14 protein-coding genes are annotated in these 15,020 nt (G+C 67.7%); 11 read left to right on the top strand and 3 right to left on the bottom strand.

Features of this window, described 5'->3' with window-relative positions; genetic code table 11:
- The first annotated feature begins 9 nt into the window (after window positions 1–9).
- The 8 genes from RNZ50_17540 (at window position 10) to RNZ50_17505 (ending at window position 7,061) form a co-directional block, all read left to right on the top strand.
- Window positions 10–495 (top strand): hypothetical protein, encoded by a 486-nt coding sequence (locus RNZ50_17540; GenBank protein ID MDT8856799.1) that lies wholly within the window; start codon window positions 10–12, stop codon window positions 493–495.
- Window positions 492–1,091 carry a Hint domain-containing protein gene (locus RNZ50_17535; protein MDT8856798.1) on the top strand — a complete coding sequence of 200 codons (600 nt, stop codon included), beginning with the start codon at window positions 492–494 and terminating at the stop codon, window positions 1,089–1,091. Before RNZ50_17540 ends, RNZ50_17535 begins: the two co-directional genes overlap by 4 nt.
- A 153-nt stretch (window positions 1,092–1,244) precedes the next feature.
- Window positions 1,245–1,865 carry a 30S ribosomal protein S4 gene (rpsD, locus tag RNZ50_17530; GenBank protein MDT8856797.1) on the top strand — a complete coding sequence of 207 codons (621 nt, stop codon included), beginning with the start codon at window positions 1,245–1,247 and terminating at the stop codon, window positions 1,863–1,865.
- 183 nt (window positions 1,866–2,048) lie between these two features.
- Complete coding sequence (locus tag RNZ50_17525; protein MDT8856796.1) at window positions 2,049–2,582, top strand: TIGR00645 family protein; 534 nt, start codon at window positions 2,049–2,051, stop codon at window positions 2,580–2,582.
- A 37-nt stretch (window positions 2,583–2,619) separates the two neighbouring features.
- Window positions 2,620–4,083: a saccharopine dehydrogenase NADP-binding domain-containing protein gene (locus RNZ50_17520; protein MDT8856795.1), complete on the top strand. Its 1,464-nt coding sequence runs from the start codon at window positions 2,620–2,622 to the stop codon at window positions 4,081–4,083.
- A 96-nt stretch (window positions 4,084–4,179) separates the two neighbouring features.
- Entirely contained in the window at window positions 4,180–5,265 is a 1,086-nt protein-coding gene (gene hisC / locus RNZ50_17515) for a histidinol-phosphate transaminase (GenBank protein MDT8856794.1), read from the top strand.
- Window positions 5,265–6,194, top strand: coding sequence for a prephenate/arogenate dehydrogenase family protein (locus tag RNZ50_17510; protein MDT8856793.1), 930 nt, complete (start codon window positions 5,265–5,267; stop codon window positions 6,192–6,194). The genes hisC and RNZ50_17510 overlap by 1 nt, the downstream gene beginning before the upstream one ends.
- 3 nt (window positions 6,195–6,197) lie before the next feature.
- Window positions 6,198–7,061, top strand: coding sequence for an extensin family protein (locus RNZ50_17505; protein MDT8856792.1), 864 nt, complete (start codon window positions 6,198–6,200; stop codon window positions 7,059–7,061).
- Between the two features lie 3 nt (window positions 7,062–7,064).
- Here the strand turns inward: RNZ50_17505 and RNZ50_17500 are convergent, their stop codons facing one another.
- Window positions 7,065–8,039: a DUF2125 domain-containing protein gene (locus tag RNZ50_17500; protein ID MDT8856791.1), complete on the bottom strand. Its 975-nt coding sequence runs from the start codon at window positions 8,037–8,039 to the stop codon at window positions 7,065–7,067.
- Between the two features lie 63 nt (window positions 8,040–8,102).
- Between RNZ50_17500 and RNZ50_17495 the strand changes: the two genes are divergently transcribed.
- The 3 genes from RNZ50_17495 to RNZ50_17485 all read left to right on the top strand — a co-directional run bounded on the left by RNZ50_17495 (window position 8,103) and on the right by RNZ50_17485 (window position 11,648).
- Window positions 8,103–8,639 carry a gamma-glutamylcyclotransferase gene (locus RNZ50_17495; protein MDT8856790.1) on the top strand — a complete coding sequence of 179 codons (537 nt, stop codon included), beginning with the start codon at window positions 8,103–8,105 and terminating at the stop codon, window positions 8,637–8,639.
- An 82-nt stretch (window positions 8,640–8,721) separates the two neighbouring features.
- Window positions 8,722–9,894: a biopolymer transporter ExbB gene (locus RNZ50_17490; protein MDT8856789.1), complete on the top strand. Its 1,173-nt coding sequence runs from the start codon at window positions 8,722–8,724 to the stop codon at window positions 9,892–9,894.
- Between the two features lie 2 nt (window positions 9,895–9,896).
- Window positions 9,897–11,648, top strand: a complete 1,752-nt coding sequence (locus tag RNZ50_17485; protein ID MDT8856788.1) for a peptidoglycan -binding protein — start codon at window positions 9,897–9,899, stop codon at window positions 11,646–11,648.
- A 31-nt stretch (window positions 11,649–11,679) separates the two neighbouring features.
- Here RNZ50_17485 and RNZ50_17480 read toward each other — a convergent pair whose 3' ends face one another.
- Both RNZ50_17480 and clpA read right to left on the bottom strand, forming a co-directional pair.
- Window positions 11,680–12,633 carry a M23 family metallopeptidase gene (locus RNZ50_17480; protein MDT8856787.1) on the bottom strand — a complete coding sequence of 318 codons (954 nt, stop codon included), beginning with the start codon at window positions 12,631–12,633 and terminating at the stop codon, window positions 11,680–11,682.
- Window positions 12,630–14,948 (bottom strand): ATP-dependent Clp protease ATP-binding subunit ClpA, encoded by a 2,319-nt coding sequence (gene clpA / locus RNZ50_17475; GenBank protein ID MDT8856786.1) that lies wholly within the window; start codon window positions 14,946–14,948, stop codon window positions 12,630–12,632. The genes RNZ50_17480 and clpA overlap by 4 nt, the downstream gene beginning before the upstream one ends.
- Window positions 14,949–15,020 lie beyond the last annotated feature (72 nt).

The raw sequence follows: 15,020 nt of genomic DNA, 5'->3' as shown, positions 1-15,020 counted from the left end.
CAGACAGGCATGGGAACGGGCTTTCGCGGCACGTTCGTCATTTCCTGGTCCCAGACGGAAACAGATGGCCTTCGGGCCGCCAGTCTTGACGTGTTGGCCGTTGGCGCTTCGTGGCGCTGGACGGGCAAGCCGGTCAGGGTTGACGGGCCGCAGGGCCTCCTGGTGCTTGAGGGGGCCGAAGGGGCGGCGGACATGAGGAGACGGGCGGCGCGCATGGTGCGCCGGCTGATCGGGGCGGCAGTGGGCGGCGGGGGCACGGGGCCGGATGCGCCCGACGTGCCGGAAGCCTGCGGCGAGGCCCCCCCCGAACAGGGGTTCATCGTGACGGATGGGCATCACAGCTATTCGGTGACGCTGATCGACGTGCCCGATACGGGTGCGCGGCTGGTGCTGTTTGTCGGAGATGCGCCGCCGGCCGACCGCGACCTCTGGGTGGTGCGCACCGCGATCGACCGCACGGCGCAAGGGGCGGGGGCGCGGGCGGCGGGGGGGTGATCTGCTTCACGCCGGGCACGCGGATCGCCACACCCGATGGCGCGCGGCTGATCCAGTCGCTGCGCGTTGGCGACCGCATCCTGACGCGCGACAACGGCCCGCAGCAGGTGCTTTGGTCGGGCCACCGCCGCATGACCGGCGCGCGGCTTTACGCCATGCCGCATCTGCGCCCCATCCGCTTCCGGGCGGGGGCGCTTGGGCAGGGGCAGCCGGATGAAGACCTGCTGGTGTCGCCGCAGCACCGGATGCTGGTGCGCGGGGCGGCGGCGCAGGCCCTGTTCAACACGCCCGAGGTGCTGGTGGCGGCCGAGGATCTGCTGAATGAGTCCACCATCGTCGTCGATCATGCCCTGCGCGAGGTGACCTATGTTCACATCCTGCTGGAGCGGCACCAGATCGTGTTTGCCAATGGGCTGGAGACGGAAAGCTTCCATCCGTCGAACACCGCGCTGGAAACGGTCGATCCGGCGCAGCGGCGCGGGCTGGTGGAACTGCTGCCCGGCATCGAGGCCGATCCGCAGGCCTACGGCGATTATGCCCGGCGCAACCTGTCGGCGTCTGAGGCCGCGATCCTGCGGCACGACCTGGCGGCGTGAGCGGTTGACACCGCGCGAACGGACTGTATAAGCCCCCAATCCCGGGTTCAGGCCCGGGGTTTTTCATTGGTGTTGGTGGTCCCCGCAAGGGGGTGCCTGTCGGGCCTTCGGGCCAAAGGACAACGCCCTTCACATGACCGAAGGAGATCAGCCGTGACCAAACGCACGTCTGCCAAGCACAAGATCGACCGCCGCATGGGCGAAAACATCTGGGGGCGCGCCAAGTCCCCGGTGAACAAGCGCGAATACGGCCCCGGCCAGCACGGCCAGCGCCGCAAGAACAAGCTTTCCGACTTCGGCACGCAGCTGCGCGCCAAGCAGAAGCTGAAGGGTTACTATGGTGACCTGACCGAAAAGCAGTTCCGCAAGATCTTCACCGAAGCCGAGCGCGTCAAGGGCGATACCGGCGAGATGCTGATTGGTCTGCTGGAGCGTCGTCTGGATGCGGTGGTCTACCGCGCCAAGCTGGTGCCGACGATCTTTGCCGCGCGCCAGTTCGTCAACCACGGCCATGTCATGGTCAACGGCATCCGCGTCAACATCGCCTCCTACCGCGTGAAGGAAGGCGACCTGATCGAGGTCCGCCAGAAATCCAAGCAGATGGCGCTGATCCTGGAAGCGACCCAGCTGACCGAGCGCGACGTGCCCGATTACCTGGAAGTCGACAATTCCAAGCTGATCGTGAAGTTCGTCCGCACCCCGGGCCTGGGCGATGTGCCCTATCCGGTGGTGATGGAGCCGAACCTGGTCGTCGAATACTACGCCAAGAACTGATCCCGCCGGATCGGTTGCGTGGCGAAAGGCCCGCCCGCGCCAAGGCGCGAGGCGGGCCTTTTCGTGTCGGCCCCGCAGGGAATGTGGCCTGCGCGCCGCACCGGCCCTGCCGCAGCGCAGCACGCGATTGCACAGCGGGGTGGGAACCCCTAGATGCAACGCACAATCCTTGCGGAGTTGATGATGAGCGACAAACCCGGTATCGAGACACGGTTTGAAAAGGGCCTGTTCGCCTCGCGCTGGCTTATGGCGCCGATGTATCTGGGGCTGGTGATCGCACTTGCCATGCTGACGGTCATCTTCGTGCGCGAATTGCTCTACTACGCGCCGAAGACCTTCACGATGGGGGCCGATCAGGGCATCCTCGCGATCCTGACGCTGATCGACCTGACGCTGGCCGCGAACCTGATGCTGATCGTGCTGTTCTCCGGCTACGAGAACTTCGTCTCGAAGCTTGACATCGTCGACAGCGAGGACCGGCCCGACTGGATGGGCAAGGTCGATTTCTCTGGGCTGAAGATGAAGCTGATCGCCTCGATCGTGGCGATTTCGGGGATTCACCTGCTGAAGGTGTTCATGGAGATCGGCAAGACCGGCACGCACCAGCCGCCGGAAAGCCAGTTGATGTGGATGGTGATCATCCACCTGACATTCGTGCTGTCGGGTGTGCTGCTGGCCCTGATGGACTGGATGGCGGCCCAGACCGACAAGCATTGAAGGCGCCGCCCGGCAGCCACGGAACAGGAGACTTGCCATGACGAGCCAACCCACCCTTGGCCGCCCGATCAAGGGCCAGCCGGTTGCGGAACATACCGTCCACGCCAGGATCGACGGGCCGCTGGTGATGATCGGCTTCGGCAGCATCGGGCGCGGCACCCTGCCGCTGATCGAGCGGCATCTGAGCTATGACCGCGACACCTTTACGGTGATCGAGCCCAGCGGCGAACATGCCGCCCTGCTGGCCGAGCGCGGCATCGCCCATTTGCAGGTGGCGCTGACGCCTGACAATTACGCGCAGGTGCTGCGCGGGCTGTTCCCCCACGGGCGGGGGTTCGTGGTCAACCTGTCGGTCGATGTCGGGTCGATCGACCTGATGCTGCTGTGTCAGGAACTGGGTGTGCTGTATCTCGACACGGTGATCGAGCCGTGGCCGGGGTTCTACTTCGGGTCAACCGTGCCCAATGCCGAGCGCACCAACTATCCGCTGCGCGAAACCGTGCGGGCGCTGGCGCGGACCCATGCCGGGGGGGCCACGGCGGTGTCGTGCTGCGGGGCCAACCCCGGCATGGTGTCGTGGCTGCTGAAAGAGGCGCTGCTGCGGCTGGCGTCCGACACGGGCCGCCCGGCTGAGGTGCCCGAATGCCGCGAGGGCTGGGCGGCGCTGATGCAGGGGCTGGGCGTCAAGGGCGTGCATATCGCCGAACGCGACACTCAGGTGTCGGCGCGCCCGAAACCGGCGGGGGTGTTCGTCAACACCTGGTCGGTGGACGGGCTCTTGTCGGAAGGCTATCAGCCGGCCGAGCTTGGCTGGGGCAGCCACGAGAAGCGCCTGCCGGTGAACGGGTATGCCTTCGACACCGGCAGCCGCTGCGCGATCTGGATCGACCGCGCCGGGGCCGATACAAGGGTGCGGAGCTGGTGCCCGGACGTGGGGCCGCAGTTCGGCCTGCTGGTGACGCACAACGAGTCGATCTCGATCGCCGACTACTACACGGTGGGCGAGGGGGCGGAGCCTGCGTTCCGCCCGACCTGCCATTACGCCTATCACCCCTGCAACGATGCCATCCTGAGCCTTTACGAGGTCAACGGCGCGGGCTGCCTGCCGGAGGAAAAGCACATCCTGACGGCCGAGGAGATCGTGTCGGGCGGCGACGACCTGGGGGTGTTCCTGTATGGGCCGGAAAAGGCGCTGTGGTATGGCTCGCGCCTGAGCATCGCCGAGGCGCGCAGCCTGGCACCGTGGCAGAATGCGACAGGGATGCAGGTCACCTCGGCCGTTCTGGCGGGAATTGTCTGGGCGGCGGAGAACCCGCGCGCGGGCATCGTCGAGGCCGACGAGATGGATCATGCCCGCTGCCTGGACGTGCAGCGCCCCTACCTCGGCCGGATCGAGGCGCATTACACCGACTGGACGCCGCTGGCCCACCGCATCAACCGCTTTGCCGAAACCCGCGACGACGCCGATCCGTGGCAGTTCGTGAACTTTCTGGCGGTCTGAGACGATGGTTGCCCGGCCTGCCGGGGCTTGCTGAACATCGCGCTGGCAAAGCCCCCTGCCGGTCGCTAGAACCATCGCGACAGTCTGGAGACCGCCATGAACGACGCCATCCGCCCGCAGCCCGGCATTCTGGACATTGCGCTCTACGAGGGCGGCAAGGCCAATGTTGCCGGGGTGTCCAATGCGGTGAAGCTGTCGTCGAACGAAAACCCCTTCGGCCCCTCTGACCGGGCGAAAGAGGCGTTCCAGCGCACCGTCCACCAGTTGCACCGCTACCCCAACACCGACCATGCGCAACTGCGGCAGGCGATTGCCGATGTGCACGGGCTGGACGCGGCGCGGATCATCTGCGGCGTGGGGTCGGACGAGATCATCACCTTCCTCTGTCAGGCCTATGCCGGGCCGGGCGACGAGGTGCTGTTCACCGAACACGGCTTTCTGATGTATCGCATTTCGGCGATGGCGGTCGGGGCGACGCCGGTCGAGGTTTCCGAACGCGAGCGCACCACCGATGTCGATGCCCTGCTGGCCGCCTGTTCGCACCGCACGAAACTGGTGTTCATCGCCAACCCGAACAACCCGACCGGCACGATGATTTCCGCCGCCGACGTGGCGCGGCTGGCCGAGGGGCTGCCGAAGCAGGCGCTGCTGGTGCTGGACGGGGCCTACGCCGAATATGTGCCGGGCCATGACGGTGGTGCGGCGCTGGTCGACGGGCGCAGCAACGTGGTGATGACGCGGACGTTTTCCAAGATCTACGGGCTGGGCGGGCTCAGGATCGGCTGGGGCTACGGGCCGAAGGGCGTGATCGACGTGCTGAACCGGATCAGGGGGCCGTTCAACCTGTCCTCGACCCAGCTTGAGACGGCCGAGGCCGCGGTGCGCGATCAGGATTACGTCAACCGCTGCCGGGCCGACAATGCGCGGATGCGGGTCTGGCTGGCCGAGGCGCTGGCCGAGCTTGGAGTGCCTTCCGACACCTCGATGGCGAACTTCGTGCTGGCCCGCTTTGCCGATGCCGCCGAGGCGGAAGCCTGCGACGCCTACCTGCAATCGCAGGGGCTGATCGTGCGGCGGGTGGCGGGTTACAACCTGCCGCATTGCCTGCGGATCACGGTGGGCGACGAGGCGTCGTGCCGCCGGGTGGCCCATGCGGTGGCGCAGTTCAAGGGCGTGCGCTGATGGCCGTGATCTATGACCGGGTGGCCCTGATCGGGCTGGGGCTGATCGCCTCGTCGATGGCCCATGCGATGCGGGCAGGCGGGCTGGCGGGCGAGATCGTGGGCTATGCCCGCACGGCCGAGACGCGCGCCGTGGCGCTGGAGATCGGGCTTTGCGACCGGGTGTGTGACAGCGCGGCAGAGGCGGTGCTTGGCGCGGACCTCGTGGTGCTGGCGGTGCCGGTCTGTGCGATGGGCGCGCTGGCCGAGGAGATCGGGCCGCATCTGGCGCCGGGGGCGACGGTCACCGATGTCGGCTCGGTCAAGCAGGCGGTGATTGCCGCCGTGGCGCCGCATATCCCGCCGGGGGTGGAGTTCATCGCGGGCCACCCGATTGCCGGGACCGAGCATTCCGGGCCGAGGTCGGGTTTTGCCACGCTGTTTCACAACCGCTGGTGGCTGCTGACGCCATCCGACAGCGCAGACCCCGCGGCGGTGGCGAAACTCCGCCAACTTTGCGAGGCGATGGGCGCGAAGGTTGACCTGATGGAGCCCGCGCACCATGATCTGGTGCTGGCGGTGACCAGCCACACGCCGCATCTGATCGCCTATACCATGGTGGGCGTGGCGGATGATCTGCGGCGGGTGACCGACAGCGAGGTTATCCAGTATTCGGCCGCCGGGTTCCGCGACTTCACCCGGATCGCGGCGTCGGACCCGACGATGTGGCGGGATGTGTTTCTGACCAACAAGGAGGCGACATTGGACATTCTGGGCCGCTTCACGGAAGAGCTGTTCGCGCTGCAACGGGCGATCCGGCTGGGCGACGGCGCGCATCTGCACGCCTATTTCACCCGCACGCGCGAGATTCGCCGGGGCATCATCGAGGCCGGGCAGGATACCGCCGCGCCCGATTTCGGCCGTGTCTCCGATGCCGCGAAGGCGGGCTGAGCGGTGTGGCGCGTTCTGGTGCTGCTGCTGCTGCCTGGGATCGCGCTGGCCGATGCGCCCGCGACCTCGCCCTTGCCGATGAAGCGCCCGCTGGTCGAGGTGGGGCCGGTGCTGGTGGCCTCGACCGCGAACCATGTGGCCGCGGCGGTGCGGCCCCGGGCGCGCCCGGGGCAGGCCGTGCTGCCGACGGCCCAGCCGATGCTGCTGCCACCCATCGCGCAGCCCGCCACGGCGCTTGCCGCCTTTCGCCCGCGACCGCGCCCCGAAGCCCCGGTGCGCCGCGCCGCCGCCCCGGAAGTGGTGATCAAGGCGGCGGTTCGCACCGCGCCGGGGGCTGCCATCGTGCAGGGCAGGAAGGGCTCGGTCTGCGGCGACCCGGCGATCCGGGGGGCGACGCTGCCGCCGATCAAGGCCCGCCTGAAGGGCTGCGGCCTTGACGAGCCGGTGCAGGTGACCGCGATCGACGGCGTGCGGCTGAGCATGGCGGCGACGATGGACTGCACCACCGCCAAGGCGCTGAAGACCTGGATCCAGAAGGGCCTGCGCCCGGCCTTCGGCAAGACCGAGGTGGCCGGGTTGCAAATTGCCGGGTCTTACACCTGCCGGTCGCGCAACAACGTGCCGGGCGCGCCGGTCAGCGAACACGGGCGCGGCAAGGCGATCGACATTTCGGGCATCACGCTGGCCAACGGCAAGACCGTGTCCGTGGCGAAAGACTGGCGCAAGCGTGAGGGCAAGCCGATGCAGGCGGCCCACAAGGCGGCCTGCGGGATCTTCGGGACCACGCTGGGGCCGGGGTCGGATGGCCATCACGAGGACCACCTGCATTTCGACACCGTGGCGCGGCGAAGCGCCTACTGCCGTTGATCGTCAGTTCAGCATCGGCGCCGGGCCAAGCGGAATCGGGCCGAGGCTCATCCGCCCCGACTGGAACGACAGCGGCAGGTCCAGCACGTCGGACGACCCGGCCAGCAGGGTCAGCGCCTGTTCGATGGTGGGGGCGACCTCGGGGGTAAGCAGCCCCAGCGTCCGTGCCGCCTCGAAGGCGGTGCGCCAGTTTTCCAGCCGCAGCATGATCCGGCCCTCGGCGCGGCCCTGCGCGTCGGCGGCAATCTCGCCCTTGGCGAACAAGCCGAGGCTGCCCCAGGTGACCCGGCTTTCATCGACGATCAGGCCGGTCAGCCGGGGCCGGGTTTCGGCGGCGTGACGGTCGAGCGGTGCGCTGAAGCTGGCCTGAACCTGCACCGACAGGGTGTCGATCACGGCGGGCAGGCCCGGCAAATCTGCCATCAACGCGGGGTCGGGAGCGAGGCCCAGGATTTCCAGCGCGATGTCGTGGGTGTCGGGCCGGTCCTGCACCACGCGGGTTGCCAGCCGGGCCGAACGTGCCGCGTGCGCCCAGCCAAGGGTGGAGCTTGCGGCCGGGCTGTCGGTGGTGATGGCGATGCGGTCAAGGCCGAGGTCGGCGTTCGGCGTCAGGATCAGGCTGCCCTTCAGGCTTTCGCTCGTCAGGGTGACGGTCTGTCCGGGCAGGGTGAAGGTCTGTTCCGGCGGCAGGGCGACGATGAGGTGCCACGGCTTGTAGGAAAGGCTGAACACCTGCACGAAGGGCGCCTGCCAGCCAAGGCCGCGCGCCCGGTCTTCCAGGCGCAGGCCGGTCACCGTCAGGTCGAACCGGCTGGGAAAGCCGCGCACCACCAGGCTTTCCCGCTCGGCCACCAGCCCCTGCGCCGGGGCTGCGTCGAACCACTTGTTCGCCGCCTGCTCCAGCCCGCGCGCCCCGACAAACCAGTAGCCGCCCCAGGCCAGCGCCGCGATCAGCACGAACGTCAGCAACCCCCGCATCGCGGCCCCTTTTCTTTTGCCATCGGTTTCTGTCTACAGTCTGGCGCGCAGGAGGGCCAGCCGATGGATGATGGGGTGTGGGTGTTTGGCTACGGATCGCTGATCTGGGACCCCGGCTTCGTGCCGGCCGCGACCGAGGTTGCGCGGCTGTCGGGCTGGCACCGCAGCTTCTGCATGTGGTCGGTGGTCTATCGCGGCACGCAGGCCGACCCGGGGCTGGTGCTGGCGCTGGATGCGGCCGAGGATGCGCAATGCGACGGGCTGGCCTTCCGCATTGCCGGGGCAGAGGCGGCGGCGACGCTGGCGGCGCTGCGGGCGCGGGAATTGATCTCTTATGCCTACCGCGAGCGCGAACTTCCCGTGACGCTGGCCTCGGGGGCAGAGGTGACGGCGCTGGCCTATGTCATCGACCGCGACCATGCGCAATACGCCGGGCGGCTGGCGCTGGAGGATCAGGCGGCCATCATCGCCCGCTGCCATGGCCAGCGCGGGCCGAACCGCGACTATCTGTTCAGCACGGCGGCGCATCTGGCGGCGCTGGGCATGGCCGATGCCGACCTTGACTGGCTGGTGGCGCGGGTGCGTGCGTTGCAAGGGTGATGCCGCACCTGTGCTATCACCTTGGCAGACCCCGGTGCAGCCCCTATTGTCGGCGCAACAATGGAAGGGGCGCCCTGGCCTGATGGAAAAGAACAAAACCGAAGGACTGCCGTTCTTCACCCATCCTGTCCGCCAGATCGTGCAGATGCTCGTGGTGCTGGTGCTGGTGGGCATCGGCGTCTGGATCGGGTTTCCCATCCTGCGGGGCGTCTTCATGTCGAACCCCTGGCTGAACGGGGTCATCGCGTTGGTGTTCCTGCTGGGGGTCCTGACCTGTTTCTGGCAGATCGCGCAGCTTTTCCAGTCGGTAAGCTGGATCGAGGATTTCGTGCGCCAGCGCTCGGGGCATGATTTCAGCACGGCGCCGCGCCTTCTGGCGCCGCTGGCGTCGCTCTTGCGGACGCGGGGGGCGCGGATGCAGATCTCGTCAACCAGTTCGCGGTCCATTCTGGATTCGGTCGACACCCGGATCGACGAGGCGCGCGACATCACCAACTATCTGGCGACGCTGCTGATCTTCCTTGGCCTGCTGGGCACGTTCTACGGGTTGGCGACCACGGTGCCGGCGCTGGTCGAGACCATTCGCGCCCTGACGCCGCAACCCGGCGAATCCGTGGTGGATGTGTTCGACAAGCTGATGAGCGGCTTGCAGAAACAGCTGGGCGGCATGGGGACGGCGTTCTCATCCTCGCTGCTGGGGCTGGCCGGGTCGCTTGTGGTGGGGCTGCTGGAGCTTTTCGCCGGGCATGGCCAGAACCGCTTTTACCGCGAGCTGGAGGAATGGCTGTCGTCGATCACCAAGCTGGGCTATGCGGCCGGCGAGGGCGAGGGCGGCGGCACGCCCGCGATGACGGCGGTGCTGGAGCAGATGTCGGGGCAGATCGAGGCGCTGCAGACCTTCTACACCCAGACCGACATCAGCCAGTCGATGGTCGATGAACGCATCGGAGAACTGGCCGCGGCGGTGGCGCGGCTTGCCACGCGGCTGGAGGCCGACGTGACGCAAGCCTCGGTGCTGGAGCGGATTGCCGAGGGGCAGGAACGGCTGATCGCGGCGCTGGGCGTGGCCGAGGGCGGCGCCCATGCCGATGCCGAAAGCCGGATGCGGCTGCGCTCGATCGACGTGCAACTGCTGCGCATCCTGGAGGAGATTGCGGCCGGGCGGCAGGAAAGCACCACCGACCTGCGCGGCGACATCGCCACGCTGACCGGGGCGGTGCGCCAGTTGTCGCGCGGCACGCAGGGGCGGGGCTGACCATGGGTGCTGCGCGCCGGGGCGGCGGACGCAACCGCGGCTCGACCATCTGGCCCGGGTTTCTGGATGCGATGACGGCGCTCTTGCTGGTGATGCTGTTCCTGCTGACCATTTTCACCGTGGTGCAGTCGGTGCTGCGCGACACGATCACCTCGCAGGATGGCGAGCTGGACTCGCTGACGGCGCAGGTCGCCTCTCTGGCCGATGCGCTGGGGCTGGAACAGCAGCGGGCGGAAGGCTTGCAGGCCGAGATCGGACGGCTGGCGCCCGCCCTTTCGGCGGCGCAGGCGCAGGGGGCCGAGCAGGCGGCGCTGATCACCTCGCTGACCGGGCAGCTTGCGGCGCGCGAGGGCGAACTGGCAGCGGCATCGGGGCAGATCGCGTCGTTCGAGGCGCAGGTCGCTTCGCTGCTGGCGGAACGGGATGCGGCGCGGGGCGAGGCGTCGCAGCTTTCGGCCTCGGTGGCCGATCTGGAGGCGGCGCGGGCGCGGCTGATCACCGAGGCGGAGGCGATGCAACTGGCGCTGGCCGCGGCCCGGACCGAGATCGACGCGGCAAGCGAAACCGCCCGGCTGGCGGCGGCGCGGCGCGAGGCGCTGGAGGCGCTGATCGCCGATCTGAACGCCCGCGCGGCGGAAGGGGCGGCGGCACTGGCGACGGCACAAGGGGCGTTGGCCCAGACCGGCGGGCAACTGGCGGCGACACAGGCCGAACTGGAGGCGGCGCGGGCCGATCTGGCCCAGACCGGCGGGCAACTGGCGACGACGCAGGCCGAACTGGACCGGACGCAGGAACTGCTGAGCGCGGAGGAGGCGTCGCGGCTGGTCGATCTGGCGGCGGCCGAGGCGCTGCGCAACCGGCTGGCCGCCTCGGATGCCGAACTGACGGCGATGACACTGGCGCTGGAGGAACAGCGCAAGCGGGCCGAGGAAACCCTGACCCTGCTGGCGGCGGCCGAGACCAAGGCGGCGCAGGCGGCCGAGACCGTGACCGGACGCGAGGCGCTCCTGGAAACCGCGCGGGCGGCGCTGGCGGCGGAGGGCGAGAAATCGGCCGAGGCGCAGCGACGGGTGGCGCTGCTGAGCGAACAGATCGCGGCGTTGACCGCGCAACTCGGGTCGCTGCAGGGGCTGCTGGACGCGGCGGCCGACAAGGATGCGTCGGCGCGGGTGCAGCTTGAATCGCTGGGGTCGCAGCTGAACTCGGCGCTGGCACAGGTGGCGGCCGAACAGCGCCGCAGGGCCGACCTGGAAGAGGCCGAGCGTCGGCGGTTGGAGGCCGAGGCTCAGGATCTGGAAAAGTTCCGGTCCGAGTTCTTCGGGCAACTCCGCGAGGTGCTGGCGGGGCGCGAGGGCGTGCGGATCGTCGGGGACCGCTTCGTGTTCTCGTCGGAAGTGCTGTTCAACCCCGGGGCTGCCGATCTGGCGCCCGAGGGGCGGGCGCAGATCGCGGGCGTGGTGGCGACGCTGAACGAGGTGGCAGCGCAGATTCCGCCGGGAATCGACTGGATCATCCGGGTGGACGGGCACACCGACAACGTGCCGCTGTCGGGTCTGGGCGAGTTTGCCGACAACTGGGAGCTGAGTCAGGCGCGGGCGCTTTCGGTGGTGCGCTTCATGCAGGATGGCTTGGGCTTTCCGCCGCGACGGTTGGCCGCGACCGGGTTTGGCGAGTATCAGCCGGTGGCGGAGGGCGACAACCCGGCTTCGCGGGCACAGAACCGGCGGATCGAGCTGAAACTGACCGAGCGGTAACGGGTCGATTTTTCTACGAAAAATCGGGGGCTCAATCGCCGATCGTCAGCGTGGTGGTCAGGCGGTCGATCTCCAGCCCGTCGCGGATCAGGATCGCCTCGCCAAGATAGGGACCGGCGGGCCAGCGCGCGGCGCGAAGCTTCTTGCCCGCGGCGCGGAACAGGCGGGCTTGTGTCTTTTCCAGCTTGCCGGTCTGGGTGATGACCTCGCCTTCCGGGCCGGTGATGCGCAGCGACACGTCGTCGCCCGCCCTGCCACCGAAGACATGCACCCAGAGCACCAGCGCCGGGGCATCGGCGGGCAGGGGCGCTTCGGACAGGCCGGCCTTGATCGCCTCGAACGCGGGGACCGTGCTGCTGAAGCCCGCGTTGACCAGCCCGCCGGGCCGGTAGGGCAGCGGGTCGGACCAGAGCGCGGGCGCGGCCTCGCCGCAGGTCAGCGCCTCGTCGGGGTCGAAGGGGTCGATGGTGCGGCCGTTGTGGCGCAGGGTGATGTGGACATGGGGAAACTCGGTGCGGCCCGACAGGCCGACCTGACCAAGTGCTGCGCCCTTTTCCACCGCATCGCCCGCCTTGCGGGTGACGCTGCCGTTCTTGAGGTGGCAATACTGGGTCTGCCAGCCGTCGGCGTGGTCGATCACCAGACCGTTACCGCAATCGCGCCCCTCCAGCGGCGGGGCGGCGGGGTCGTTGGCGGCGATGTCGGGCATGCCGTCGCGGCCGCCCTTGACGACACCTGCCGCCGCGGCGCGCACCGTAACCCCCGTCTGCATGGCAGCCAGCGAGGGCAGGGCGAAGTCGGTGCCTTCGTGGCCGTCATAGCTGAGAGGGCCACAGGTGAAATCTGTTGCCTGCGGGCCGGGGTCGCGGTCGACATATTGCTGGATGAAGCAGGTTTCCCCCAGTGTGCAATCAAGCGGCAACCCAAGGTCAAAGGCCCCCGCCGGAGCGGAGGCCAGAAGCAGCGCAATAAGGCTGCGGATCATTCGGCCGTCAGCAGAGGCGGCTTGGATTTGGTGATCGCCGGCTTCTGCGGCTCTTCGATGTTCAGCACGATCACGTCGTCCTTCAGCACGACCTTGACCACGCCGCCCTTCATCAGCTTGCCGAACAGCAGTTCTTCCGCCAGCGGCTTCTTGATGTATTCCTGGATCACGCGACCCAGCGGGCGGGCGCCCATCTTGTCGTCATAGCCCTTTTCACCCAGCCAAAGCGCCGCCTCGGGCGAAAGCTCGATGTGGACGTGGCGATCCATCAGCTGCGCTTCGAGCTGCAGCACGAACTTCTCGACCACCTGCAGGATGATCTCGCGGCCAAGGGGCGCGAAGCTGATCACCGCATCCAGACGGTTGCGGAATTCGGGCGTGAAGGTGCGCTCGATGGCGGCGGTGTCTTCGCCGGTGCGGCGGTCGCGGCCGAAGCCGATGGCGGATTTCGACATTTCCGACGCGCCGGCGTTCGAGGTCATGATCAGGATCACGTTGCGGAAGTCGATCTGGCGACCGTTGTGGTCGGTCAGCTTGCCGTGGTCCATCACCTGCAGCAGGATGTTGTAGACATCGGGGTGGGCCTTTTCCATTTCGTCGAGCAGCAGCACGCAATGCGGGTGCTGGTCGACGCCATCGGTCAGCATCCCTCCCTGGTCGAAGCCGACATAGCCCGGAGGCGCGCCGATCAGGCGGGAGACCGCGTGCTTCTCCATGTATTCAGACATGTCGAAGCGCAGCAGTTCCACACCGAGGATCGAGGCAAGCTGCTTGGCAACCTCGGTCTTGCCGACACCGGTCGGGCCTGCGAACAGGTAGTTGCCGATCGGCTTTTCGGGTTCGCGCAGGCCGGCACGGGCCAGCTTGATCGCGGACGACAGCGCCTCGATCGCCTTGTCCTGGCCGAACACCACGCGCTTGAGCGTCTTTTCCAGATCGCGCAGCACCTCGGCATCGTCCTTGCTGACCGATTTGGGCGGGATGCGGGCGATCTTGGCCACCACGGCCTCGATTTCCTTCGGCGTGATGGTCTTGCGACGCTTGGAATCGCTTAGCAGGTGCTGAGCGGCGCCGGCCTCGTCGATCACGTCGATGGCCTTGTCGGGCAGCTTGCGGTCGTGGATGTAGCGCGCTGCGAGTTCCACGGCGGAGCGGATCGCGTCATGGGTGTAGCGCAGGTCGTGGTGTTCCTCGAAATAGGGCTTGAGGCCCATCAGGATCTTGACGGTATCTTCGACCGAAGGCTCGTTCACGTCGATCTTCTGGAAGCGGCGCGACAGGGCGCGGTCTTTCTCGAAGTGCTGGCGGAACTCCTTGTAGGTCGTGCTTCCCATGCAGCGCAGCTTGCCGCCCTGCAGCGCGGGCTTCAGCAGGTTGGAGGCATCCATCGCGCCGCCCGAGGTGGCACCGGCGCCGATCACGGTGTGGATCTCGTCAATGAACAGGATCGCGTCGGGGTGATCCTCCATTTCCTTGACCACGGCCTTCAGGCGTTCCTCGAAATCGCCGCGATAGCGGGTGCCGGCCAGAAGCGCGCCCATGTCGAGCGAATAGATCGTGGCATGGGCGAGGATCTCGGGCGTTTCGCCGTGGATGATCTTCCACGCCAACCCCTCGGCAATCGCGGTCTTGCCCACGCCGGGGTCGCCCACCAGCAGCGGGTTGTTCTTCCGCCTCCGGCACAGCACCTGGATGCAGCGCTCCACCTCTGCCTCCCGCCCGATCAGCGGATCGACATCGCCCTTGCGGGCTTTCACGTTCAGATCCACGCAGTATTTCGACAGCGCGGATTCCCTGGCCTCCCCGGCTTCTGCTTTCGGCGTTTCCATGTGCTCCTCGGCCCCGGTCACGGGGCGGGCTTCGCCGTAGGACGGGTCTTTGGCCACGCCATGGGCAATGAAATTCACGGCATCGTAGCGGGTCATGTCCTGTTCTTGCAGGAAGTAGGCGGCATTGCTTTCGCGTTCGGCAAAGATCGCGACCAGCACGTTCGCGCCGGTCACTTCGGTGCGCCCCGAGGACTGCACATGGATCGCCGCGCGCTGGATCACGCGCTGGAAGGCGGCGGTCGGCACGGCTTCGGAGCCTTCGACATCGGTTACGAGGGTGGAAAGGTCATCGTCGATGAAATCGACCAGCGTCTTGCGCAGGTCATCGAGGTTGACCGAGCACGCCTTCATCACGCGGGCCGCGTCGGGTTCGTCGATCAGCGCCAGCAAGAGGTGTTCAAGCGTGGCGAGTTCGTGACGGCGACCATTCGCAAGCGCCAGGGCGCCATGAATGGCCTGCTCGAGGGTGTTTGAAAATGACGGCACGTTGGGTGCTCCTGTCCTGCTGGCCGGGGGGCTTGGAGGTTGCTCCCGGACCATGGCCTCACAAGTTTAAAC

Source organism: Paracoccaceae bacterium Fryx2, from assembly GCA_032334235.1.
GTDB lineage: Bacteria > Pseudomonadota > Alphaproteobacteria > Rhodobacterales > Rhodobacteraceae > JAVSGI01.
This window is presented reverse-complemented; position numbering and strand designations above follow the sequence as displayed.

Coding starts and splice junctions, on each gene's coding strand:
- RNZ50_17525 (MDT8856796.1), top strand. CDS start 2,049: ATGAGCGACAAACCCGGTATCGAGACACGGTTTGAAAAGGGCCTGTTC.
- RNZ50_17500 (MDT8856791.1), bottom strand. CDS start 8,039: ATGCGGGGGTTGCTGACGTTCGTGCTGATCGCGGCGCTGGCCTGGGGC.
- hisC (MDT8856794.1), top strand. CDS start 4,180: ATGAACGACGCCATCCGCCCGCAGCCCGGCATTCTGGACATTGCGCTC.
- RNZ50_17510 (MDT8856793.1), top strand. CDS start 5,265: ATGGCCGTGATCTATGACCGGGTGGCCCTGATCGGGCTGGGGCTGATC.
- RNZ50_17490 (MDT8856789.1), top strand. CDS start 8,722: ATGGAAAAGAACAAAACCGAAGGACTGCCGTTCTTCACCCATCCTGTC.
- RNZ50_17540 (MDT8856799.1), top strand. CDS start 10: ATGGGAACGGGCTTTCGCGGCACGTTCGTCATTTCCTGGTCCCAGACG.
- RNZ50_17485 (MDT8856788.1), top strand. CDS start 9,897: ATGGGTGCTGCGCGCCGGGGCGGCGGACGCAACCGCGGCTCGACCATC.
- RNZ50_17495 (MDT8856790.1), top strand. CDS start 8,103: ATGGATGATGGGGTGTGGGTGTTTGGCTACGGATCGCTGATCTGGGAC.
- RNZ50_17520 (MDT8856795.1), top strand. CDS start 2,620: ATGACGAGCCAACCCACCCTTGGCCGCCCGATCAAGGGCCAGCCGGTT.
- RNZ50_17480 (MDT8856787.1), bottom strand. CDS start 12,633: ATGATCCGCAGCCTTATTGCGCTGCTTCTGGCCTCCGCTCCGGCGGGG.